The organism is Paenibacillus sp. Y5S-9 (assembly GCF_036894235.1).
In the GTDB taxonomy this organism is placed as follows: domain Bacteria; phylum Bacillota; class Bacilli; order Paenibacillales; family Paenibacillaceae; genus Paenibacillus.
The window spans coordinates 4,539,140-4,564,206 of the sequence record NZ_CP145887.1; the positions used below are offsets into that span (position 1 = coordinate 4,539,140).

Below are 25,067 nucleotides of genomic sequence, written 5' to 3' on the forward strand. Positions count from 1 at the left end.
TTGGAATGCCTTGCTCTAGCGGTCTTCTACTTGCAAATTACATCGAGCCATGGAACGTACGGTTGATGACATCCAACTGTTGTTCACGAGTCAGTTTAATGAAGTTAACCGCATATCCGGATACCCGTACAGTCAGTTGCGGATAGTTTTCCGGGTGATCCATCGCATCAATCAATTGCTGACGATCAAATACGTTGACGTTCAGGTGATGAGCGTTTTGACCGAAGTAACCATCCATCATCGCAGTCAGATTGGATTTACGTGTAGTCTCCTCTTTACCCAATGCTTTTGGCACGATGGAGAAGGTATTGGAAATACCATCAAGACTGTGTTCATATGGCAATTTGGCTACAGAGCCAAGGGATGCCAGTGCACCTTTTTTATCACGACCATGCATTGGGTTCGCACCTGGAGCAAATGGTTCACCTGCTTTACGACCATCCGGTGTAGTCCCTGTTTTCTTACCATATACCACGTTGGAAGTGATCGTCAGAACGGATTGTGTTGGCACTGCGTTACGGTAAGCTTTATGCTTGCGAATCATACCCATGAAGTTCTCGACCAGTTCAACAGCAATGCTGTCTACGCTGTCTTCATTGTTACCGTAACAAGGGAAGTCTCCTTCGATTTCGAAATCAACTGCGATGCCTTGTTCGTTACGAATTGGTTTTACTTTGGCATATTTGATTGCACTCAGTGAATCTGCTGTAACCGAGAGACCAGCGATACCACAAGCCATCGTACGTACAATGTCACGGTCATGCAATGCCATCTCGATACGCTCATAGCTGTATTTGTCGTGCATGTAGTGAATGACGTTGAGGGTGTTCATATACAGCTTCGCCAGCCACTCCATCATTGGTTTGAAACGTTTCATAACCTCATTGTAATCCAGTACTTCGCTAGTGATGGCAGGATACTCAGGTCCAACTTGTGCTCCGGATTTCTCATCACGACCACCGTTGATCGCATACAGGAGAGCTTTTGCCAGGTTGGCACGAGCGCCGAAGAATTGCATTTGTTTCCCGATCTTCATCGCCGATACACAGCAAGCAATACCGTAATCGTCACCGTAGATTGGACGCATCAGATCATCATTTTCATACTGAATTGAACTTGTTTCAATGGATACTTTACTGCAATAATCTTTGAAAGCTTCTGGAAGTTTCGTGGACCATAGTACAGTCAGGTTCGGTTCTGGTGCAGGTCCCAGGTTGTGCAGTGTATGCAGGAAACGGAAGCTGTTTTTGGTTACGCGTGTTTCACCATTCACGGACATACCACCGATGGACTCCGTCACCCATGTTGGATCTCCACTGAACAGTTCGTTGTAATCCGGTGTACGCAGGAATTTGACAATCCGAAGTTTCATTACGAAATGGTCAACCAATTCCTGAGCCTGTTCTTCGGACAGAATGCCTTCTTGCAGGTCACGTTCAATGTAGATATCCAGGAAAGAAGATACACGTCCCAGGGACATCGCAGCACCGTTCTGTTCTTTGATCGCAGCGAGATAACCGAAGTACAACCATTGGAATGCTTCTTTTGCTGTTGTCGCTGGTAAGGAAATATCGAACCCGTGCATATCGCCCAATTGCTTCAATTCTTGCAATGCACGAATCTGTTCAGACAATTCTTCCCGCAGACGAATGACATCTTCATCAATGACATCAACTTCGAGTGCATTCAGTTCACCTTTTTTGTTACGAATCAGGAAGTCTACCCCGTACAAAGCTACACGACGATAGTCACCGATGATCCGGCCACGGCCATACGCATCTGGAAGACCTGTAATAATCCCTGCTTTACGCGCTGCACGCATATCGGAAGTATAAGCATCGAATACACCTTGGTTATGAGTTTTGCGAATGTTCGTAAATATATCAATGACGCCTTGAGGCAATTCGAAGCCGTATGCTTCACATGCATCAATCATCATCCGGATTCCGCCTGTTGGTTGAATGGAACGTTTGAACGGAGCATCGGTCTGAACGCCGACAATCTGTTCTTTGGATTGATCCAGATAACCGGGTTGGTGAGAAACAATAGTCGCTGGTGTGTTCACATCAACGTCAAGGACACCGCCGTTATCCCGTTCTTTTTTGGTCAGATCAGATACGATCTCCCACAATTCCTTGGTATTCTGGGTTGCACCTGCGAGAAATGCTTCATCACCGTAATACGGAGACAAGTTGTGTGCCAGAAAATCATTCACATCTACGGATTTGGTCCATGTTCCTTTGGTAAAGTTTCTCCAGCCTGTTTGTTGTTTGACATCTTTTTCAATCACCGACATCTTAATCCCTCCACTAATTTGGATTTCTGGACACATAACATCTTGCTTCATTCGTAGCATTGTGTGCCCAGAGCCGCGATTAATGTGAATTGTTTCACATAAACCGGAACATGTTCTCTCTACTTGGGAACCGGAACCGCGGGATGAATGTTTTTCTTACATTTTCAGTATACGACTTGGGGCTTTCATCATCTGTGATTTTTGTCACAAAGTCAGTGAACTAACTCACTCCACCTGCGCTTTGTCCCATTGAACCCGGTGAATTCACACTTAGCCACTGCGCGGGCAGAACAACTTCCGATCGCTGTTATCCCCGGATTTTTTCAATTTTATTTTTCAAAGGGGAAAATCCGGGGATAAAGGCGAACGCTCCGCTTCTTCAGTTTTTTCTGCCCTCTCCGTTATTGTGTGAACATCTGGCTCAAACGGCCACATCACGAATTCCGTGCCACCTCTTTAGAACCCTTTTGCTCCTCTATGCTCGGAGCAAATCATATCTTAGAATAAATCCTGAAAAACAGATGCTTCGCTCTTCTGTTTTTCTGCCCTCTCCGTTATTGTGTGAACATCTGGCTCAAACAGCCACGTCACGGATTCCATGTAACCTCTCTAGAACCCTTTTGCTCCTCTATGCTCGGAGTAAACCAAATTTTAAAATACTCCTGAAAAACAGATGCTTCGCTCTTCTGTTTTTCTGCCCACTCCGTTATTGTGTGAACATCTGGCTCAAACAGCCACATCACGGATTCCGTGTAACCTCTCTAGAACCCTTTCGCTCCTCTATGCTCGGAGTAAACCAAATTTTAAAATACTCCTGAAAAACAGGTGCTTTGCTCTCCTATTTTTCTTCCCTCTCGTTATGGCGTGAAAGACGGCAATCGGGGCTCCCCTCTCGGGGAACCCTGATCTTCTTGCCGTAAGGCACGCTTCGTTCTAAATTTATTATTCAAACTTTCCGTAGAAAGCGTTGCGGTATACATCAGCCAGTTCAGTTACCAACGGTAACTTCGGATTGGCGGTTGTACATTGGTCTTCGAAGGCACGGTCTGCCAGATAATCCACATGTGCTTCAAAGTCTTTGGCATCAAATCCGATTTCCTGGAACGATTCTTCAATGCCCAATGTTTTGTTCAGTTTGCGAATCGCATTGATGAGACTGGTTACGCCTTCTTCTGTCGTACGTGCAGGCAATCCCAGAATCCGGGCAATCTCGGCATACCGTTCATCCGCTACAAAGTGCGAATATTTCGGGAACGATGCGAATTTGGTCGGTTTTTTTGCGTTGTAACGAATGACGTGCGGCATCAGGATCGCATTGGTGCGTCCGTGTGCGGTGTGATACTGACCGCCCCATTTGTGCGCCAAGCTGTGGTTAATACCCAGGAATGCGTTGGCAAAAGCCATACCTGCAATCGTGGAAGCATTATGCATTTTCTCACGTGCCAGTTTGTCACCTTGCAGTGCAGATTGCTCCAGGTATTGGAACACCAGTTGGATTGCTTTGATCGCAAGTCCATCCGTGTAATCATTCGCCATAACAGATACATAAGCTTCAATTGCGTGAGTCAGTACGTCCATACCTGTATCTGCAACGGCTGTTCTAGGCAGGGAGTATACGAATTCTGGATCGACAATTGCTACGTCTGGTGTCAGCTCATAGTCGGCCAATGGATATTTGGTGTTACCTTGATTTTTATCTGTGATAACCGCGAACGATGTCACTTCAGAACCTGTACCGGATGTGGTTGGGATCGCTACAAATTTCGCTTTTACGCCGAGACGTGGATATTTGTAGATCCGTTTGCGGATATCCATGAATTTCTGTTTCAGATCGTTGAAGTCCGTGTCCGGGTATTCATAGAACAACCACATGGCTTTCGCAGCATCCATCGGTGATCCACCGCCGAGTGCGATAATGCAGTCCGGTTGGAAGCGGCGCATCATTTCGGTTCCGCGATCTACCGTTGTTGTCGATGGATCTGGCTCAACATCGGAGAAAACTTCGATCGCTACTGGCATTTGGCGTTGACGCAGATAGTGTTCTACCTTTTCAACATATCCAAGTTTCACCATCATGGCATCCGTAATAATCGCCACACGTGTGATATCAGGCATTTTGGCAAGATACTGCGTTGCCCCTTTTTCGAAGTAGACTTTGTTCGGCACTTTGAACCATTGCATATTCACGGTACGACGAGCCACCCTTTTCACATTGATTAAGTTCACAGCGGTTACGTTGGAAGAAGTCGAGTTACGTCCGTATGATCCGCATCCCAGTGTCAATGACGGCATGTTTGTGTTGTAGATATCCCCGATGGCACCGTGTGTGGATGGTGAGTTCACAATAATCCGTCCAGTTTGCAGACGATCTGCGAATTTGCCGATCACTTCTTCATTTGTGGAGTGGATAACCGAAGAGTGACCCATGCCGCCAAAAGCAACCACTTCTGCTGCACGTTCAATGCCCTCTGCTGCCGTTTTAACTTTGTAACAAGCCAGTACCGGGCTTAATTTCTCAGCCGACAATGGGAATTTTGTACCTACCCCTTCAATCTCGGCCACGAGAATTTTGGTGCCTGCTGGAACTTCAATACCGCACAATTTCGCAATGCTCACCGCAGATTGACCAACAATCGCCGGGTTCACCGCACATTTCTCGGCATTAATCGCACCTGCTGTCAATTTTGCTGCTTCATCTTTGTTAACAAAGTAACAGCCATTTGCAATCATTTTTTTCTTCACTTGATCAAAGATCGGTTCTTCAATGATCACCGCTTGTTCAGAAGCACAGATCATGCCGTTGTCGAAAGACTTGGACAGAATCAAATCCGTTACTGCCTGATTGATATCCGCGCTTTTCTCGATAAAGCAAGGAACGTTACCCGGTCCTACGCCCAGTGCAGGTTTACCACAGCTATACGCTGCACGTACCATGCCTGATCCGCCTGTTGCCAGAATGAGAGCCACATCATTGTGATTCATCAGTTCGTTTGTACGATCCATGGAAGGATCATCAATCCACTGAATACAATCTGCTGGTGCACCATGTTTCACAGCCGCTTCCAGCAGGATTTTGGCAGCTTCCCGGCTACAATTCTGTGCAGATGGGTGGAAACCAAAGATGATTGGGTTACGCGTCTTGATGGAGATCAGTGCTTTAAACATCGTTGTTGATGTTGGATTGGTTACTGGTGTAATACCCATGATGATGCCGACCGGCTCCGCAATTTTCTGGAAGCTCTCATATTCGTTATCTTCAATCACACCTACGGTTTTGTCATACTTGATGCTGTGGTACACATATTCTGTTGCAAATATATTTTTGGTGATTTTATCCTCATACACTCCGCGGCCTGTTTCTTCTACGGCCATCTTGGCGAGCATCATGTGTTTATCCAGACCCGCAAGCGCCATTGCTTGCACAATCCGGTCAATCTGCTTTTGGTCCATCTTCATGAATGCGGCGTGTGCTTTATTCGCTTTGTCGATTAACGTTTGAATATACTGACCTGCTGTCGGTTCTTTTGCTGGGGCGACTTCGTTCTTTACAGCCATCTCCCTCATCCTCCTAAAGGTTCGTATTAGTTTGTCTCTCTCGTTTACATTCACATCGTAACATGACAATAAACTTAATTATGTGATTTTTTTCACAAAGTATAACAAATTTAATTTAAGTTTTGTAGTGTCCTTCATACGACCATTTTCACTTCCTATTTAAAATATAGGGCTGTAAAATTCATCGTCTCCATTAAAAGTGAATTTAATCACAATGTTTGAAATTTCGTCATTTTTGCCTCCTTTCCTTCCCCCTCAAACGGTAAGATTAGGTATATACTGAACTTAAAAATTGAACCACCGCAATTTGTACCGTCCTTCCTCCCGGCCGAGATGACCCTGATCAGGACGGCAACGGTTTGCGGCGAACCTCGGAGGCTACTGCTTATTACAGAAGGTCGTCCGATGGACATAAAGGGGAGATAGACTTATGAGAGAACTAACCACTGTACTGGAAAAGCGCGGTAATACCAACTGTTTCTCGGAAGCAAATTTCAACCATCTGCTGGTTACCATGAAAGATAGAACCTATCCGGAAGGTACACATCTGTACTGGGAAGGCGACATCTCTGACAAACTTTATTATATGAAACGGGGTCGTGCCCAGATCACCAAATCCACGGATGAAGGCAAGGAACTGATCATGTACATGTATCAATCCGGTGATATGATTGGGCAGGCTGATCCCTTCTTTGGCTCTAAACACAGCTTCTCAGCGGAAGTATTAGAGGACAGTGAGATCGGTGTACTGGAGCATAAAGACCTGGAGATGTTAATCTGCCAGCATTGTGACTTCGCGATCGACTTTATGAAATGGATGGGCATCCACCACCGGTTGACACAGACCAAATTCCGGGATCTCATGTTATACGGTAAACCGGGTGCACTCTGCTCCACCCTCATTCGGTTGTCGAATTCGTATGGTGAGCCTCATGGAGAGCATGTCATTATTCACAAAAAAATTACCCACACGGATCTGTCCAATATGATTGGAGCCACTCGTGAAAGTGTAAACCGCATGTTAAGCGACCTGCGTAAGAAAGATGCGATTGAATACGACAATGGCATGATTGTTATCAAAGATCTGAAGATGCTGCAAGGGATCTGTCACTGTGAACTTTGCCCGAACGAGATCTGTCGTATTTAATATTTGACTATGCTAATCGGATATTGCTTATATATTTAATGAATGAAAAAAAGCCCAGTTCTCTAAAAAGAGATTGGGCTTCTTGGTATGCTTAGGATGCATTGGTCAATTCAAGTTTCACCGCATCACGTGGATTCAATTTCATGTCCAGACCATTTTCCATTAATTCTTTGTCATTCACCATAATGACCCACCGCTCATTCATACGAGGCGTGACATTCTCGACCGAAACGACAAATTTGTTATTCTCAGACATTCTTACAATGCCGCTGGACTTCAACACATCGCGAACTGTGCACTCTTGAACGTAGACGCCGGCATATTGACGATTAAGGGTTGGCATAATGTTTCCACCGCTAACCTTGAGTAACGTTGTCTGATATGCAACGCCATCTCCCCCACTGTCAGCGGCTTTCACGTAAATGATTACTTCATCTTTGGCATGAAGCTCCATGTCCCAATCTTCCTGTTCAATATCCTTGCCATTTAATTTGACAGCCCAGCTAAGCGAAGAATCCAGAGAAACTTCTCCGACGGATTGAATCCGTTTGCCATCTGCCGTAAAATCTACCAGTCCGCTATTGAGTAATGCTTTTTTGAGTGTCAAACCCTCACTAAAATCTCGCTTAATGGACTTTGTTGCATCAGGCAAAAATGTACTGCCATCTACAGCCACTGTGATCGTATTCGCTGTTTCTGTCTCCTTGACAATTGGCTGCTCAGAAGGCTGTGTCTCACTACAACCAGCCAAGATCGCCAGTAGGAGCAAACATACACCTATGTAACCGGGGATTTTCTTCATCATGTAGGTAACACCACCCTGCGTAAAATCATTCACCCTGTTGTCCATAACCTCTATTATGGCACAACTTTCGGCAAAAAAAAGTGTCAAAGCCGTTACTTTTATAGGGTGTCCCCTCCAAATAGGGCTTGTACAAGAAAGAGAGCCTGCACACAGGCTCTCCAATCTAATTCAATTTTATGTTCGAATTGGTTACGTTATCACTGGACACTAGCCTGCATATATGTCCGTCCTCCATCGCCATCTTTCAGATATGGATTAAGCCCGAAGAACTGCTCCTCAGATACGTATACCCCCGTCAGCAATCGCCCTTCAAGCAATCCACCGTCCACCTGCACGCAACATGAAGGTGCGTCTACATACTCCTGATACAACGGAATCTGCCCATATTGTTGATGGACCTTGAATACCTTACCTTGCTCATGCAAAGGCCGTTCGGAGAAATAGGTAGGCACAATATAACGGGCAATGACATCCAGTTCCTGCACGCTATAAAAGGGTTCATCACCAAGCCATGGTGCAAACATTCGAATCTTCTCATATTGAGACCAGACAACCGCCTGAATCAGCATTTCTGCCTGAACCAACCGACCTTCTCCCACATCCAGAACCAATCGCTTACCATGGATGGTTTCCTCCATCTGAGAAGTCGTTGAATCAGGTTGTCCCAGCTCACATCCGATACACTTCCAGCCCCTGGACGTTTGAATCCATTTTTGCAGCACCGCCGGAGCTAATCTCGGACCATCGCTGTTCACAGAATGCGTATTCACTTCGGCAAGATCATCCTTACCCGAACGGGAATATGCTGTGCGCTTAAACAACTCCGCAGCTTTTTTGTAAATCAGATGTACCTGAATGGATGCGCTCTCAAGTTCTGCAATATCTTTTTTGCCGTAGCGTACTTCACGGGATAAGCTTTCTTCTCTCATGACAAGTGGGCCTCCTTCGCTCCGGCCGTCTGTGGCCATTTTCTATAGATTATACTACAACTCATGACAACATGTGCATAGCCCAAGAGAAAAACGCCGATCCACGTTATACTTAAGACAAAAACCCCTGATTTCCACGGAAATCAGGAGTCTATGTCATTCATCAACGAAAGTGGGTGATGCTTACACGTTAGTCAACCCACTTCTCAGCCCAGTCTTGAATTTGATTCATGACAGGCTGGAGCGCTCTACCTTTATCCGTCAGTTCATATTCAATACGAACCGGCGTCTCGGGATAGACGTGACGAACCAGAATACCTTCACTCTCCAGATCTTTCATCCGTTCGGATAACATCTTATCACTCATGGATGGGATCAGATTGGAGATATCCTTGAATCGCTTCGAACCACTCATCAATGTTTGAATAATTAAACCATTCCAGCGCTTGCCCAAAAAAGAAAACGCCGTCTCAAAACGCGGACACATCCGCAAGTCTTGACCTTCCACATTAATCACCTCTTTAGAGATCACTCAAATCAACTTACATTTTGTTAGTATATTTCATAATAACATATTTAAGCTTCAAAGAAAACGCCTGCAACTAAAAAGTTTAAATTTTAGAAGCATAACATCCAAAATGGATCATACATCCCAGTATACATTACACGCTGCGTCGTAACCATGGGAAATATCGTATAACTTCCCCATAGTACTATCTTACCCAAAAAGAACCCAGCTGCCACAGTCATCAATGACTCGGAGAAGGGTTCCTTCGTATACATTATTCGTATAATTTCACCTAAAGAATATTTACACTACCACTACGACGTCAGAACAACTTTCCGATCGCTGTTATCCCCAGATTTTTTTGATTCCTTTCTAAAGGGAAAATCCGCGGATAAAGGCGCACACTCCGCTTCTTCAAGTTATTTCTGCCCTCTCCGTTATTGTGTAAAGGTTAATTGAAATTATATATATCTTTCACGAAGCAATTAGTGAATTAGACCAGCACGCCACCAAATGGTCTTACAGGTTCGCTCTTGCCAAATTCCGGCTTAAAGCTGCGGGCAGGATATGCCCATTTCACAGCGTTGCTGATCACTCTTAATATTTCCGGTTTGTAATAGGTCGGATACGTCTCATGACCTGGTCGGAAATAAAAGATTTTACCTTCACCACGCCGGAACGTACATCCGCTCCGGAATACTTCCCCACCCTGGAAGTTACTTACAAACACCAGTTCATCCGGTACTGGAATATCGAAGAATTCACCGTACATCTCTTCTTTTTCCAATACAATCTTGCCCTCGATGCCATCCGCAATCGGATGAGATGGGTTAACACACCATACAATTTCCTGCTCGTCAGCTACACGCCATTTCAGATCGCAGCTGGTTCCCATCAGTGCTTTGAATGGTTTGGAGAAGTGACCTGAATGGAGCACAATCATTCCCATCCCGTTCAGCACTCGCTGCGCAACCTTCTGTGAGATCTCATCGCTTACGCGATCATGTGCCATATGTCCCCACCATATGAGCACATCTGTGGAATTCAGCACTTCATCACTTAATCCGTGTTCAGGCTGATCCAGTGTAGCTGTACGAATAGCAAAGCCTTCGCCGCCAAGTCCGTCAGCCAGTGCTCGATGCAGACCATCCGGGTAGACTTCCCTTACTTCATCGTGAATTTTCTCATGGACAAATTCATTCCAAATGGTGACGTTGATCATATTCAATTTCCCCCTAGTGTAGCTCTAAACCCACCACATATCGCCCAGCGGTTCTTCGATCAATACTTGCTGGAGATTTTGCACGGCTTTAGAGAATCCTTCTTCAACCGACATCAGACCGTCTTCGTGCTCAATACTTACTACATAATCATATCCGACCAGACGCAAGGCACTTATAATATCTGCCCAAGTCTTGTTATCATGTCCATAACCAACCGAGCGGAACTGCCAAGCCCGATCCAGCATATTGGTATAGTCCTGCATATCCGTTACACCGTGTTTGTTCACGTTTACCGGATCAATCGTTGTATCTTTTGCATGGAAGTGATGGATGGCTCCTTCACGTCCCAAGATGTGAATGGCCTGAACCGGATCAATACCTTGCCACCACATGTGACTTGGGTCCAGATTGGCTCCGATCACTTCACCTGCTGCTTCACGCAGTCTCAGCAGGGTTGCTGGAGTATGAACGGAGAATCCGCCGTGCAGCTCCAATCCAACTTTTACGTTACGATCTGCTGCAAATTTACCCCACTCTGTCCAGTAAGGGATAACTTTGTTCTCCCACTGCCACTTCAGGATCTCCTGGAAGTCATTTGGCCATGGTGCAACAGGCCAGTTCGGATATTTGGCATCCTCATGATCTCCCGGACAACCTGAGAATGTATTCACTACAGGTACTTCCAGCTTTTCAGCCAGTTCTACCGTTTTAACAAAATCATCGTGGAATCCTTTGGCAATATCCTTTTGCGGATGTAGCGGGTTACCGTGACAGCTCAGTGCACTGATCGTCAAACCACGTGATTCCACTGCATTTTTGAAGTTTTTCAATGCTGTAGGATTACTTAACAACTCATCTGGCTTACAATGTGCATTGCCTGGATGTCCGCCTGTTCCGATCTCTACTGCTTTTAATCCCTTGGATGCTACATAATCAAGAGCATCCTCCAATTTACGTCCTCCGAATAGTACCAAAAATACGCCGAGTTTCAAGTGCGATTCCTCCCTGGATTAGATATCGTATGATTGCTGAATTCATGAATATTGAACTGTATACAATTACCGTTCAGACTACATGCCTGTTTGATTAGTGTGGAAAATCGAGAGTGTTTCTATCCTGAAATTGAACGTAAGAATACTGGTTATTCTGCTTCACTCGCAAGAGCATCAAGCTTCGAACACTTTTTACTCAGACTAGTGGGATTCCACGGTTTCAATCTCAGTTTGAACTGTGCGAGTTACTGCAAAAGAATCATAGCTGCTCTCCAGATGTACGTGCTTGCCTTCAAGTGAAGAACGCTGGAATGAATGCATGGCTTCCAGTACGTGATAAGCAAGCTTGCCACTGGCTTTGTGTTCCCGTCCGGCACGAATGGATTCAACCATTTCCGTTACGCCGATGCCTCGTTCGTTTTGTCCACTTTCGAAGACTGGTTTGACCGTCTCCCAAGTGTCTTGACCGTATCTGCGAACCTTCACTTCCCCGTTAAAATAGTTGGGGTCCGGTACACTAAGCGTACCTTCTGTACCATAGATTTCAATACGTGGCAGATCCGAAGCTCCGCGAATATCGAAACTGGTAATCATCGTTGCAATGGCACCTTCTGCGAAATCAATCGTTCCTGCCAAGTGGGTAGGCGTCTCTACTTGAAGCGCTGTACCTTCCTTCGGTCCGGAGCCAATCTTGCGATCTGCAATCTGTATGCCTGCCGAGGCGCTGATTCTGCGTATCGGTCCAAGCAACGTAATCAGAGCGGTCAGATAGTAAGGTCCCATATCAAACATCGGTCCGCCACCTGCAACATAAAAGAACTCCGGATTGGGATGCCAAGCTTCTGGTCCTCCACCCATAAAGAATGAAGTCGCTGCAACCGGCTTGCCAATCAGCCCATCCTCAATGGCTTTACGAGCTGTCTGTATGCCTGAACCAAGGAAGGTGTCCGGTGCAGAACCAACATACAATCCCTTTTCCTCAGCCAGCTCAACAACCTTGCGACCATCCTCAAGAGAAATTGCCAGCGGTTTCTCGGCATACACATGTTTGCCTGCTTCGAGTGCAGCCAGATCGGTCATGGCGTGACTTCCAGGAACCGTAAGGTTCAACACAAGTTCAATTTCGTTATTTTGCAGCAACTCATCTACATTGTAAACGTTTGCGATATTAAATTCATCTGCCCGTTCCTGAGCGCGTTCACGAATCAAATCCGCAACAGCCACGACTTCAATGACCGGGTTGTTTTTGAGATTTTCCAAGTAGATGGCGCTGATGTTACCACACCCGATGATGCCTGCTTTCATTTTCTCCACTGTGACGTTCATCTCCTTACGCATGGTGAAAATCTGCGTTTGAATGGTTGAGATACATATGTTTTATTGGATGTTTCCTGTTCCTTAAATCTAATACTATGGTATTCCGTTTCAGCTTCAATTAAAATGAATAATATGATTGAAACATGAACTATCTGGTCATAATTTTCAAATTGCAAGGAGTATGCCCATGCCTACAGATTCTTCCTGCCAAGTTCTTACAGCAGGCTTTTCATTTCATCGTAAACCCTACGCTATGGTGCAGCCCGAAGGTGTGAAGAACTACCTGTTAAGACTGCAAACAGACGGACGTTGCCGTGCACGCATAGACGGGGACATGTCCCTGGTAGATGCGGGCGATCTGCTTCTTTTTGATCCTGACGAGCCTTATGAGCTGAGAATAGACAATGAAACCAATCCGATGGGAGAACGACTGGTGGAGAGTGGTGACTATCACATCTTCTTCAATGGTTCCTGGGTGGATGAGTGGTGGAAGCGTCACAAACGGCCGACCCGGATCAAAGTCGAACTGACGGAAAGCCTCTTGGTCCTGTTTCGACAGCTCGTACTGGAGCAGCGCCGCATCTCCAATCCTTATCCGGAAATTTCAAGTTATTATATGCGAATTTTATGTCTCGAAGTGGATCGTCTGCTCGCGGAGCATCCAACGATAACCAATACCAATTACGTGGCTTATGAGATCAAGAATTATATTGAAGAAAACGCTTCCTCTTTATTCAAGCTCGATGATGTGGCAACACATATTGGTATCAGTGTCTCACGGGGTGTTCATCTCTTCAAAGAAGCGTTTGGCAAAAGCATCATGCAATACACGCTTGACGTAAGGCTGAACATGGCGAGGGAACGGATTATTTTCAGTCCAATGACTCTGGAGCAAGTGTCTGAGTCTTCCGGCTTTAACAACTATACCTATTTCCATCGGGTATTCCGTTCCCGGTTCGGCATGTCCCCGAAGGAATTCCGCGTCATTCACCGGGAACAGATGTAATCATACCAGTATACGTAAGTTGAACTTATTTGCGCGCGGCTATGGCCTCGGATACAACCATCGCCAGATCTTCATTGCCAAACATGGACAACACGCCAAGTACCGTATCATCCGGGATCTCACCGGCTTCCTCCTTGGATACAATCAGCTTCTGCACCTGCTGCAAACGCTCGTTGCTCTGCTGATTCGGGTAGGCTTGCCGGTACATCTCTTCCGGGTCCAAACCATTATTGACACACCACTGGGCAAATACGAGGATCATCATCTCTTCTTCCTGTTTATAAGTTTCAATGACAGCTTCCTCGATCTGTTTATTACGTTCCTTTTCATATTCATCCATGACTTGTATTCCTCCGTATGTGTATTCTGCTCTGCAATTATTTGCGAATCAATTGTTCCGCCAGTTCATGACTGTCCATGACGTGACTTGCACTGATCAGGCAATCATCAGGTGAGTCCAGACAAGCCAGGAAATTGTCAACTGCTCCGCTAAAACCTCTGCGTGTTAACACGGTGTCCCAACTCCCGAACGTTTCTTTGGTTTCCAGACTCCCTTGTTCCATGCAGCTGATCGTGTCCATGTTCACTACTTCAACAGATCGTCCACCACCATGCAATTCGATCTTCTCCAGATCTGCCCCAGCTTCACGCACCATATCGAATCGACCGTAGGCTGTTCTGCCCAGCTTGGCCGTTCCGGTTGCATGCAGCAGTCTGTCCAGATCATTCTTCCGAATCCATTGATGAAGCAACTCCACATTATGATCCGAGTACCACAACATCAGATCCAGCATATGGATGAGATCATCATAGATGGTTTCTGCCGCAGGACGATCCTGAATGCCTGTACGATGTTTGGTCACTGTCAAGGATTCAAAACCTTTTCCACCCTGCATCCATTCTTTGGCTTTTTGGTACATCGGTGCGAATCTGCGGTTGAAGCCCACTGCCAGTAGCAGCCCTTGTGCCTCGGCAAAAGCCGTCATCTCTTCCGACTCCCGAATCGTATAGGATAACGGTTTGTCTACGTACACGGCTAATCCCTGTTCCAGACATTGCATGACAATGTCAAAGTGCACTTCCGTTGCTGTATGTACAAACACCGCATCCAGATCCCAGGACAACAGTTCTTTCAGATCCGTTGTTCCCCGTTCTAATCGATACGCCTCCTGAACGGCTTTGACCGGTTCCGGAGATCGGTTCATAATGCCTACAATCTCCACGTTCGGATGAGCTGTTAACAGCGGCAAATATACTTTACGTGCAATATCGCCGAGGCCGATAATTGCAACTCGTTTACGTTGGGTTGTTTCCATGATGATCATTCCACCTTCAGTTCGGTTCTATATTTCCACGTCCTATAGTGTAACCCTTCGGACAGCAACTTGCCAGTGATTGCAGCAGACTTCGCACGAATTGTTCAGACAATGGGCGAACGTGGTAAACTTAGGAGGAACAGCAGTACAGATCGGGACACGACTAGACCTGCCTGATCTGAAAGGAGCGTTTGGGATTTTGCGAAAATGGTTATGGCTTCTGTTATATGTTTTACTTGCAGGAGTCACGTTTATTTACAGATATGAACTGCTGGCCTGGACCGATCTCCATCAGTCCATTCCGCTGTTACTCGCCATGGCAACCTTGTTTGCTCTTGTGCCAGTGATTCCTTATAAGTTTGTTATTATCGCCTTTGGTTACAGTTACGGTACCACCACGGCAGCCTGGATATGCTGGCTTGGCACCACACTTGCTGCCATGCTCGTTTATGGTGGAGCAAGAACCATCTTCAGACATCAGGCGAGATCGTACCTCGAACGTATTAAGGGTCTGAACCGTTTTACCACATGGATGGAAGCACATCCGTTCATGGGTGTCATGTCGATGCGGCTGCTGCCAGTCGTGCCTCAGATGGCCGTTAATATCTATGCAGGTATAACGTATACACCATTCTGGGTTTTCATGGTCGCTACGGCTATTGGCAAAATGCCCGCGATTTTTGTTTTTGCCTATGCAGGTGCCCAAGCTGAAACATCAATCTGGCTGAGCCTGGCGATCCTTGCCGGATATCTGGTACTCATGGCCATTGTATTGCTTTTGTTTCGCTTTCGGTCACGCAACAAGGCCTGAATTCAGAATTCGCAAACCGTTCAGATTCAGCTTGTTTTCATTCCGGCTTGGTTGGCTTGCCAATTCAGGATATAATAGAAGAGCAAGCCTAATGCTTGTGTAACAAGTTTAATAAAACGGTAGATTGCTGGAGCTCGAACACGAGCGGTAAATCTTCATCAGAAATGGAGTGACTATAGCATGGAACAACATTCAAGTGAGTTAGCAACTTTTGCAGGCGGATGCTTCTGGTGTATGGTATCCCCCTTTGAAGAACTGCCCGGTATTCATAAGATCGTATCGGGTTATACAGGAGGACATACCGAGAATCCAACATATGAAGAGGTCTGCTCGGAGACAACAGGACATGTAGAGGCTGTGCAAATTACGTTCGACCCTGCCATCTTCCCTTATAAGAAACTGGTTGAACTGTTCTGGCAGCAGATTGACCCTACGGATACAGGCGGACAATTCCATGACCGCGGATCTTCTTATCAGACGGCTATCTTCTATCACAGCGAAGAGCAGCGCCAGATTGCGGAAGCTTCCAAAGCAGAGCTGGGACAAAGTGGACGTTTTGACAAACCAATCTTCACTCCGATTTTGCCAGCCAAACCGTTCTATGAAGCGGAAGAACATCACCAAAATTATCACCGGAAAAACCCTGCCCATTACAAACGCTACAGCAAAGGTTCTGGACGTGTAGATTTCATCGAACGCAACTGGACAGGTAACGTGGATAAAGACGGGCTGAAAGAGCGTTTGACGCCGCTTCAATATGAAGTTACGCAGAACAGCGCGACCGAGCCTGCATTCCATAACGAATTCTGGGATCACCACGGTGATGGTATCTATGTGGACATCGTATCTGGCGAGCCATTGTTCAGTTCTACTGACAAATACGATTCCGGCTGTGGCTGGCCGAGCTTCACACGTCCATTACGTGACCACAACGTGAAGGAAAAAACCGATCTCAGCCACTTCATGATTCGTACCGAAGTGAGAAGTCGTGAGGGCGATTCCCATCTGGGTCACCTGTTCAACGATGGTCCTGCCGAAGCAGGTGGAATGCGTTATTGCATCAACTCTGCTGCACTTCGTTTTGTACCCAAAGAAGACTTGCAAAAAGAAGGATACGGTGAGTACGCCGTCCTTTTCCAATAAGTTTTAATACAAATACAAAAAAAGCAGTGGGATGATCCCGCTGCTTTTTGTTGTACATTCTTTTTTGAATAGACGAACTAATGTTACAGGAGAATGCATTGATTAAGTTTTGCTCGAAGAGATTTCCGAACTCAATTGACTGGCAGGAGCCGTCTGATCATTACCAAATTGAATTCGCATCGCTGGAACAATACCCATGATCATCACGGTAACCGAGATTGCGTAGACGATAAAAATGGATGTGCTGTTCATCAGTACACCTGCCATTGAAGATCCAAGAAGCATGCTTCCTATGAATAAAGGTGTGATGGTGCCATTCACTCTCCCGATCAAGTGCTCATCGATCCGAGTGACCAAGTATGTGGAGATGATGACGTTGATGAATGCCAAACTGATTGAGCTTAAGAAGCTGATGACAATAGTCAGCCAGAACCAACTGGATAACACTTCCCCCATCGTGGCTACAGCCAGACACAGCACACCTACAAGCAGAGTTAAGGTCTGGTTCAGCTTGGCACTTACAGCAGCCGCAATACCTCCTCCAATCAATAAACCTATTCCAGATGCACCAGACAAAAACTGTAACGACGTTGCTTCAAGTCCCAAACGTTCGGTGATCAGAAATATTCCAAGTGGGCTGATGAGACCCGCAGAAAGCCCTATACAGATGAATACCAGACTAAGCATTTTTAACGAGCGAGATCGAGCAACATATTGCCAGCCCTCTTTGATATCCGCTAATAATGAGGTATTTATTTCCCGCTGAGTGGCATCTTTAGGCAGAAATGTGAGTAGAAGCGCAGAGGTGAGGAATAGAATGAGTAAAGCGTACATGGACGCCTGAATCCCCATTGCAGTGTATATAAACGTTCCGACGATTGGTCCGAGAATTAAAAACAACGATTGACCACTCTGTGTAATAGCAATTGCAGACTGCAAATGTTCTCCCTTTACATTTCGCCTCACAATCTTTAGAGAGGATGGTTGAGAAAACTGGCTAACGATAGAGGATACAAACGTGGCTACGTATAGAATCTGCCAATACCCAGAAGATAAGACGCCAATAATCATGACAATAGACAACGCACTCAGAATATCCCCCAGTATCATCGTACGTTTGGGATTCCAGCGATCAGCAAGTGCACCGCCAATGATGGAGAAAACAAAAATCGGAGCATATTCAAGTACGGTAATCAGCGAGACGGCTATCGGACTTCCCTGAGTTCGATCCATCACATAATAGAGGATTGCCATATTTCGGATCCATATCGCCAGATTTTGCAGCAGATCAGACCCTGTCACGATTAAAAAAGCTTTGTTTCTGAACAATGTGTTCATTCTCCATCTCCTCTTTTAAACCGACTGTCCGGTTTATTAATATTTAAAAGAAAAACTGACAGTTACATCAGCTTTTCATGGTTAACGTTTTGAATACCTGCCAGCAGACTGGCCATGCCTTTGTGGTAAATACGACGAATATCCGTCAGGTCCTTCTCATAGTAGAGCGTAGTCAATCCGCTAAAGAGACCGTAGATAATGTGCATTACATCCTGTGGGTCATCCGGTTTTAACTCCCCATCTTCCATCCCTTTAGTAATAATGGACTCATATGTCGCATACGGAATACGGATCAGGGAAAGCATCTCATCAAGCATCTCCTGACTGACGACCTGACCCGAGACAAACTCGTTAATGGCGTGATTCAGCGGGTTAGCCAAATCATCCACGTAATGGTCAGCAAGTCCGTACAGTTTGTCTATGGCAGTCTTATACCCGGATTCTTTGTCCAGCCAAGCATCCATCCAATCTTCATTGTTAAGCTTGATTAGATACATGAATAACTCTTCTTTGCTTTTGAAATGATAATAGATGCTGCCTTTACTCCGATTGTTAATCGTACATATGTCTTCCATGGAAGTTGCACTATATCCCTTTTGGGCAAACAGTTCCTTGGTATTACGCGCAATGTCTTTCTTTATCTGGGCAACGTCTTTTCTTCGTTTGACTTCGATTGGAAAAACCCCCATAAACTAAACCGACTATTCGGTCTAATAGTATCACAGCACAAATACCCCGTCAATTCAATTTGCTCAGGCACCCTCTCATTTGCTGTTTCAAAAGGATGTACAAGAGAATGCCTGGCTACAATTCAGGAAAGAAGTCGTCACATCATACTTACAATCCAACCGATCCAATACGCAAATGGAATTAATAACAACTGTGCCAACAGAGTACCGAATAAACGGGATACGAGCATGCAACCATAAATCTGATTCATGCGATCCAAACGGATCTCGCCACGTAATGATTTGTCACTGAGCAGGGAAATCCGCGGATCAATCAGGATGGTTAACAAAATAGTCGCTATTCCGTTAATTAACCCGGTTGATTGGGATGCAGCTACAGCCTGCCCTGGGTAAAGATACGCCGCGTACAAGCTGGACAGGACACCTGTGGTATAGATTGCGGTTACCGCTACATTCAGCAGCATTAACCGTCTTGGCATCCCATGTTGTACCAATCGTTTGGCCATCTTCCAGGATGGCGGGGTGATGTAATACGTTGCATTTCTAAACTTGCTTCGCTTCAGCATACCGCGAACCATCGCAGGGATGGAACCGGCTGCTTCAAAATGGACAACCATTCTCGATGAGAGCTTCACCATGGTTGGAAAACACAATATGGCTAATGCCGTTCCAATCGTTGCCGCACCCATTAACCAGTGTAGTTGTGCCGCAAAGTGTGGATTGGCTCCACGTGTTGCGGTATCCACCAGATTACCTACCATTGGGCCCTGGGCCATATTCGAGGTTCGAGAAACCAACAGCAAGATACCCGCCAAAGAAATGGCTAGCGCGATTCTGCGGGTGCGTAGTCCACCAAGGCGGAGCGCGTATGACAAGCTGTCTGCGGCATGAATCAGCATGGTGAACAGCATAGGGATTGCCAGGCTAAGACTAAACATATGTATGTACTCCTTTATATTCCTGTTATTGAACTTATTTCTTTCATGGACAGCATTATACTCCTCTGGCTTGCAAAAGTATAGGAACGAGATCCTTTTATATAAGTTGAAATAAATAATGTTTACACTGGACACTCCGATGACAGAACAACCTTCCGATCGCTGTTATCCCCAGATTTTTTTGATTCCTTTTATAAAGGGGTAAATCCGGGGATAAAGGCGAACACTTCGTTTCTTCAGGTTTTTTCTGTCCTCTCCGTTTCGTGTAAATGTTTATTTCAATTTATATAGATCATCGGTAAATGCACTTACGACCTCGGCTGTTTATCGTTTATCCCTCCCCTCAGAGGGTAATATACAACTAATCCATTATTGTACAGGAGGGGTTCATATGCCTTGGAACAAACAGGATTACCCGGTATCTATGAAGAACCTGGAACCACGTGTCAGACATAAAGCAATTGAGATTGCTAATGCTCTGCTCGATGACGGGTATGAGGAAGGACGCTCGATTGCTATAGCGACAGCTAAGGCGGAAGAATGGGATGAGAATCATCCCGCACCGGAAAGTTCGAAGTCGGACTCCACATCTTCTTCCGAAAATTCCAACCGTAACAAGTCGTCTTCCACAGATCGTCGTCATTCCGAGCCCGTTTCTTCGTCCAAAAGTCATGATAACATCCATGTAGTACCTACCGACTCCGGTTGGGCGATCAAGGAAGAAGGAAAGTCTACCTATCTGTCCACATTTGATACTAAGGCAGAAGCTGTAGATAAGGCCAAAGAACTGAGTAGCAAACAAAATATTCGAGCGATTATCCATAATCAGGATGGTCAGATTGCTTCTTCGATCAAACCCTGAATGAATCGGAAAACAATAAAATCCCTTTTGCTGCTGAAGAGCAGTCAAAAGGGATTTTATATGAACGTTAACTATCAAGACCTGAATATGATGCATACAGGTTATGGTTGTTCTGAAACGTATGGTTAATTGGATACCCCTCTAGCCACCGTAGTCCGTTGTGAAATAGCAGCAGCGTTAACTGCCTTGGCTGCAGCCGATGGCATCGGCAATTTCACAGCCGAAGTTGTAACCACGGTTCCGCGAGCCGGAACACTAACGACGTACGTAATGACTTTACTGGCAATCCATACGGCCAGAATCGTATATAAAGTTTCTTTTACCGGAAGAAAGAAAAGCGACAATCCCAATACAAAAGCATCACTGACAAAGAAAACTGTTCCCAGCTTCCATCCCTTCCAGCGGCTAACCAGCACGGCGAGAATATCGTCTCCGCCTGTCGCTCCACCGAATCGAAGCACGACCCCAGCGCCTACCCCTGTCAAAATACCGGATAGAACTGCCGGAATCCACAGATTTCCGTTAAACGACAATACCAGTGTAGAGTATCGTTCAAAGCCGTCATAGAATAGGGAAAATGCACCGACGCCAAGCAATGCCTGAATCATGAATTTCCAGCCTTTGAGGAACCAAGCCAGGATCATGACCGGAATGTCCAGTAACAACATACCGATAGCAGGTGATAAGCCTGTTGCGTATTTTCCGAGCAGGGCCAGACCAACAAATCCGCCCTCCGATAAATGATTCTGAAAGTTAATGTGATAATAAGCAAAAGCTAAAATAAATGTACCGAGTAGCATAATGGCGAATTTGATCGCCTCTGTTTTAACGTGTTGTAAGGTTAACGATGTTCTCTTCATTCAGGTTCCCTCGCAGTTTGTAGGTTGGTTTTTTAGACCGACCGTACCCTGCAAAAGGTAAGCCTGGAAGAAATCATCGTGTACGTCCTTCGAATATTCATTCCAATCCCCTCTTTCGCAGAGTCAGCCGTTTTTTTGAACCGGTTGGTGTACTCTACAAGGGGCGCTATGTGTATGAGAGATCGTAACGTTTCCAGATCGTCCTTGGGGAGATTGTCCTTCGGGAACTCATGGTATCCTGATCCTTTCTGTTCTGTTGTGGTTAGCTGTGCTCAGTTAAACTGAAAAATAACTACAATGCATAAGCTTGAACATTTAATTGTACACTTACACTTGGATTACAGTACCCTCTTTCGATCGCGGTTATCCCCGGATTTTTGGAATTCCATTTTCCCTCTGGGGAAAATCCGGTGATCGCTTATGCTTCCGAAGCTGCTTTCATTCAAAAAGCTTTCAGGCGAACGCTTCGCTTCTACAGATGGGTTCTGCACTCTTCGTTCCTGTGTAAATTGTAAATCCAACTTACAGCAGTTGCAAGTTCATTCAGTTTAAACACCAAAGCTAACTTGCTTGTTCTTCTATTATATAACACCAACGTGACCGGGTCTAAACAGCAGACCCCTCAAAAACAGGCATAAAGCAGCCTTTGGACTGCTCCAGCAGTCATACGGCAACACCAGGATAAGCAATGCTTGCTAATGGTGCAACCTGCTCCTTTATTCTATGACCAAAGCTTCCAAAAATAACTGTCAGTCACCCAACTGTGACAAATTGGGGCCTTTTTTTATTTTCTTGCGCTTTTTAAAGGAATCATTTTCCTTTCGTACATACACTATAGCAAAACGTAATCGGCTTATTCTTTGTCCAGTTCAGACGTTTCCAGACTTACTCTGCTGTTTATGGTATAATATAACAATTGAATCCCACTACCGTTTAAGCGAGGCGGATTGATGAAAACGTTAAAGCCAAGAGTCTTTATTGGCTGCTCGCTGGAAGCGAAGCCGATTGCAGCCGCAGTACACGAAAACTTACGTTTTTCAGCCGAAGTTACCCCTTGGTATTCTGGGGTTTTTAATCCAAGCAGCTATACCATGGACGATCTGGAAGTAGAGGTCCGTACGACTGACTTTGCCATTTTTATTTTTCATCCGGATGATATATCCAAAATTCGCGGGAAGTACTACGCGTCGGTCCGGGATAATACAATGCTGGAAATGGGTCTGTTTATGGGTCGTCTGGGACGAAAACGTATTTTTTTCATTCTTCCTGAGGATATTACAGACATCAAGGACACAACCAAGGTTGAAGGATTGCGTATGCCCACAGATTTGCTGGGATTAAATCCACTCGTATATGAAATCCGTTCTGACGGAAAGTGGGCACCAGCTGTATCCGTCGCATGTTCCAAAATCGCAGACAGTATTGAGGAACAAGGACGCTGGAGTGATCCAGAATTGGAGAACATCATTGAGAAGCATAAACGCACTGAGGGAGAAGCGAGGTTACAACTGCTTAAGTTGCTGCGGTTCTTTAGGGAACTGCTGCGTACCCGTAAAGCAGATGCCAAGATGCTGGAGCGAATGAGCGATGCCCTGCGTACTGCCTTTGTCTCTCATCCTCCATTCGCGGTACGTGGCACAGCCATATACCGTACAGATGACAGTGGTTATATTGAGCAATTATGTGGTAATGTTGGAGAACCGGGGAGAAAGTATGACTTGTCCGCTAACGACGACAAACAACCGGATGATCCCAAGCGCATCCTGGTGATTGATTCTTACCGGGAGAATAAAATCAAGATTAACCTGTATGATGATTACCTTGAGAAAGAGTATCTGCTATGCTATCCTGTAGCCAAGAGGTATGTAATCACCGTTCACATTATTGGACATATTGAAGCGGATGAGGCGGTATTTCAGCAGATTGACCTACAGAATCGTCAACTGTTCAACGCCATCAACGATTTGTTAGGAGGCGAACCGGAATGAAACCGGAAACGAAAAAAATAAGCAAGCGCTGGGGCAGCGAAAAAAAGGTACGCCTCAGTTCTGCGCCCGAATCATCACGACCGGTTCCGGAACCCAAGGAAGAAGATCGTTTCCACAAGCCGGCCGTACCGCTAACTACCATTGGGCCCTCCCTGAAGGGCAAGGAAAGACCTTATAAGGTCATCCTTGAAAAAGAGGCGTTCTACGAAAAGCCTCAATATCTTGCTTAATTTCTGAACACATCATCATACCTGCCGCTGAATCGGCAGTATTCCATAGGCCCCGCCGCCCAAGGCAGGGGCTTTTTTGTTGCTCATTTTCGTCAAAAACTGCTTCTACTCGTCGACCTGGTGCCATCGTGTTAAGGTAAGGCATCCTTGAATCATGATTGCAATTCATTGCAGTAATTCATTGCTTGTAATAATTCTGCAGCAGACTGCATTGCATAAGGCTTATTTGGTATGGCCTTAGGTTTCCTGCAAAACCCATAAATTATACCTTATTTTGGAGCAGGCTTGTCCCTAAATCCCTAGCTTCATTCATTATCTGTACCTTTAGGAAAATGCGGTAATGTGTGCTTCCAATATTTCTCGGTTGTATTGTGTATCTCCATTACATATATTGATTATAATACAGGAACACATGTTCTGTAAATATAAAATTCCAATTAAAGGTTAAGGAAGTGAACATATGACATCCTCAACTTCCGCCCCATCCCCTGCGGATGAAGACCACCGTCTGATCAAAGGTCTGGTTGTGCGCACGCTTTTGCTGGATGTACTTGAACGAGATATTCACACACTGGATACGCTGCTGTTGAAGATGCCTGAAGTCTACATTCTGTCGCTGACCCGCATTCAGAACAATGTGCTCAAGGAGATGTTGGCCCTTCGTAAACAGATGAGAACCCGCGGTGTCAAAGTACTGGAAGAGAAACGGGAAGCCGAGGGAATCGAAACTCTGTATATGTGCAGAGGGTATTGGCAACGGTTCTATATGCTGTGGACATTCGCACGCAATGAAGTCAAAAAAGAACTCAGTCGGCATCTGCAGATGGACTTGGCGCAGACTTGATACAACTCTGATAATATTGAACCCGGGTATGCGAACCCCTTCTATTTTTCATCTAAATCAGATGGATATGATCAACCTGCTCACCATCTAAGGTTACGCTTGAATCCATTACAAAACGTCACTACCACTAATTGTTGATGTTCATTACTACTTTAACTCTGAGCCTTAGAATATCCATCTCCAGCAAAACAAGTTGACCACGGAAGGTTACGTTCATTAAGATGGAGAAGAGATATCCAACCATTCCAATAAGGCATGAATTAATTCCAA

At 45.5% G+C, this 25,067-nt stretch carries 22 protein-coding genes; 8 read left to right on the forward strand and 14 right to left on the reverse strand.

The genetic code is table 11. The features are described from left to right. Nucleotides 1-37: 37 nt before the first annotated feature. Together pflB and adhE are read right to left on the reverse strand one after the other, a co-directional pair. Nucleotides 38-2,296 (reverse strand): formate C-acetyltransferase, encoded by a 2,259-nt coding sequence (pflB, locus tag V6669_RS20020; RefSeq protein ID WP_307416851.1) that lies wholly within the window; start codon nucleotides 2,294-2,296, stop codon nucleotides 38-40. Between the two features lie 942 nt (nucleotides 2,297-3,238). Further along, nucleotides 3,239-5,851: a bifunctional acetaldehyde-CoA/alcohol dehydrogenase gene (gene adhE / locus V6669_RS20025; RefSeq protein WP_074095716.1), complete on the reverse strand. Its 2,613-nt coding sequence runs from the start codon at nucleotides 5,849-5,851 to the stop codon at nucleotides 3,239-3,241. Between the two features lie 430 nt (nucleotides 5,852-6,281). Between adhE and V6669_RS20030 the strand changes: the two genes are divergently transcribed. Next, complete coding sequence (locus tag V6669_RS20030; protein WP_076333276.1) at nucleotides 6,282-6,998, forward strand: Crp/Fnr family transcriptional regulator; 717 nt, start codon at nucleotides 6,282-6,284, stop codon at nucleotides 6,996-6,998. 91 nt (nucleotides 6,999-7,089) lie between these two features. Here V6669_RS20030 and V6669_RS20035 read toward each other — a convergent pair whose 3' ends face one another. From V6669_RS20035 to V6669_RS20060, 6 genes are all read right to left on the reverse strand, one after another. Beyond that, nucleotides 7,090-7,803, reverse strand: coding sequence for a hypothetical protein (locus V6669_RS20035; protein WP_017687552.1), 714 nt, complete (start codon nucleotides 7,801-7,803; stop codon nucleotides 7,090-7,092). Between the two features lie 197 nt (nucleotides 7,804-8,000). Then, complete coding sequence (locus V6669_RS20040; RefSeq protein WP_338587790.1) at nucleotides 8,001-8,732, reverse strand: hypothetical protein; 732 nt, start codon at nucleotides 8,730-8,732, stop codon at nucleotides 8,001-8,003. A 190-nt stretch (nucleotides 8,733-8,922) separates the two neighbouring features. After that, the gene (locus V6669_RS20045; protein WP_076333333.1) at nucleotides 8,923-9,219 is read right to left on the reverse strand and encodes a helix-turn-helix domain-containing protein; all 297 of its coding nucleotides are present in this window, start codon (nucleotides 9,217-9,219) and stop codon (nucleotides 8,923-8,925) included. 514 nt (nucleotides 9,220-9,733) lie between these two features. Then, nucleotides 9,734-10,462 (reverse strand): trehalose utilization protein ThuA, encoded by a 729-nt coding sequence (locus tag V6669_RS20050; RefSeq protein ID WP_017687549.1) that lies wholly within the window; start codon nucleotides 10,460-10,462, stop codon nucleotides 9,734-9,736. Between the two features lie 24 nt (nucleotides 10,463-10,486). Continuing rightward, the gene (locus V6669_RS20055) at nucleotides 10,487-11,455 is read right to left on the reverse strand and encodes a sugar phosphate isomerase/epimerase (RefSeq protein ID WP_091028762.1); all 969 of its coding nucleotides are present in this window, start codon (nucleotides 11,453-11,455) and stop codon (nucleotides 10,487-10,489) included. A 201-nt stretch (nucleotides 11,456-11,656) separates the two neighbouring features. After that, nucleotides 11,657-12,769 (reverse strand): Gfo/Idh/MocA family oxidoreductase, encoded by a 1,113-nt coding sequence (locus tag V6669_RS20060; RefSeq protein WP_091028759.1) that lies wholly within the window; start codon nucleotides 12,767-12,769, stop codon nucleotides 11,657-11,659. A 190-nt stretch (nucleotides 12,770-12,959) separates the two neighbouring features. On the opposite strand from V6669_RS20060, the gene V6669_RS20065 reads away from it, so the two are divergent. Continuing rightward, nucleotides 12,960-13,778: an AraC family transcriptional regulator gene (locus tag V6669_RS20065; protein ID WP_133385436.1), complete on the forward strand. Its 819-nt coding sequence runs from the start codon at nucleotides 12,960-12,962 to the stop codon at nucleotides 13,776-13,778. Nucleotides 13,779-13,803: 25 nt separating this feature from the next. On the opposite strand, the gene V6669_RS20070 is transcribed toward V6669_RS20065, so the two are convergent. Then, nucleotides 13,804-14,118: a hypothetical protein gene (locus V6669_RS20070; RefSeq protein WP_091028755.1), complete on the reverse strand. Its 315-nt coding sequence runs from the start codon at nucleotides 14,116-14,118 to the stop codon at nucleotides 13,804-13,806. Nucleotides 14,119-14,155: 37 nt separating this feature from the next. Beyond that, complete coding sequence (locus V6669_RS20075) at nucleotides 14,156-15,094, reverse strand: Gfo/Idh/MocA family oxidoreductase (RefSeq protein ID WP_338587793.1); 939 nt, start codon at nucleotides 15,092-15,094, stop codon at nucleotides 14,156-14,158. 199 nt (nucleotides 15,095-15,293) lie between these two features. Between V6669_RS20075 and V6669_RS20080 the strand changes: the two genes are divergently transcribed. Next, nucleotides 15,294-15,905, forward strand: coding sequence for a VTT domain-containing protein (locus V6669_RS20080; RefSeq protein ID WP_338587794.1), 612 nt, complete (start codon nucleotides 15,294-15,296; stop codon nucleotides 15,903-15,905). Nucleotides 15,906-16,085: 180 nt separating this feature from the next. Further along, a complete protein-coding gene (msrA, locus tag V6669_RS20085; RefSeq protein WP_036614455.1) occupies nucleotides 16,086-17,048 on the forward strand; it encodes a peptide-methionine (S)-S-oxide reductase MsrA in 963 nt (320 codons plus the stop codon). A gap of 102 nt (nucleotides 17,049-17,150) precedes the next feature. Here the strand turns inward: msrA and V6669_RS20090 are convergent, their stop codons facing one another. From V6669_RS20090 to V6669_RS20100, 3 genes are all read right to left on the reverse strand, one after another. Then, the gene (locus V6669_RS20090; RefSeq protein WP_338587795.1) at nucleotides 17,151-18,386 is read right to left on the reverse strand and encodes an MFS transporter; all 1,236 of its coding nucleotides are present in this window, start codon (nucleotides 18,384-18,386) and stop codon (nucleotides 17,151-17,153) included. 62 nt (nucleotides 18,387-18,448) lie between these two features. After that, the gene (locus tag V6669_RS20095; protein WP_338587797.1) at nucleotides 18,449-19,075 is read right to left on the reverse strand and encodes a TetR family transcriptional regulator C-terminal domain-containing protein; all 627 of its coding nucleotides are present in this window, start codon (nucleotides 19,073-19,075) and stop codon (nucleotides 18,449-18,451) included. A gap of 137 nt (nucleotides 19,076-19,212) precedes the next feature. Continuing rightward, nucleotides 19,213-20,013: a lipid II flippase Amj family protein gene (locus V6669_RS20100; RefSeq protein ID WP_307416843.1), complete on the reverse strand. Its 801-nt coding sequence runs from the start codon at nucleotides 20,011-20,013 to the stop codon at nucleotides 19,213-19,215. Between the two features lie 391 nt (nucleotides 20,014-20,404). Here V6669_RS20100 and V6669_RS20105 point away from each other — a divergent pair, with 391 nt between their 5' ends. After that, complete coding sequence (locus V6669_RS20105) at nucleotides 20,405-20,875, forward strand: DUF2188 domain-containing protein (protein ID WP_338587799.1); 471 nt, start codon at nucleotides 20,405-20,407, stop codon at nucleotides 20,873-20,875. A 125-nt stretch (nucleotides 20,876-21,000) separates the two neighbouring features. Here V6669_RS20105 and V6669_RS20110 read toward each other — a convergent pair whose 3' ends face one another. After that, nucleotides 21,001-21,735 (reverse strand): YitT family protein, encoded by a 735-nt coding sequence (locus V6669_RS20110; protein ID WP_338587800.1) that lies wholly within the window; start codon nucleotides 21,733-21,735, stop codon nucleotides 21,001-21,003. Nucleotides 21,736-22,685: 950 nt separating this feature from the next. On the opposite strand from V6669_RS20110, the gene V6669_RS20115 reads away from it, so the two are divergent. From V6669_RS20115 to V6669_RS20125, 3 genes are all read left to right on the forward strand, one after another. Next, nucleotides 22,686-23,723, forward strand: coding sequence for a nucleotide-binding protein (locus tag V6669_RS20115; protein ID WP_051447360.1), 1,038 nt, complete (start codon nucleotides 22,686-22,688; stop codon nucleotides 23,721-23,723). Beyond that, nucleotides 23,720-23,953, forward strand: coding sequence for a hypothetical protein (locus V6669_RS20120; RefSeq protein WP_017687536.1), 234 nt, complete (start codon nucleotides 23,720-23,722; stop codon nucleotides 23,951-23,953). Before V6669_RS20115 ends, V6669_RS20120 begins: the two co-directional genes overlap by 4 nt. A gap of 460 nt (nucleotides 23,954-24,413) precedes the next feature. Continuing rightward, a complete protein-coding gene (locus V6669_RS20125; protein WP_036674948.1) occupies nucleotides 24,414-24,797 on the forward strand; it encodes a hypothetical protein in 384 nt (127 codons plus the stop codon). Nucleotides 24,798-25,067: the final 270 nt, after the last annotated feature.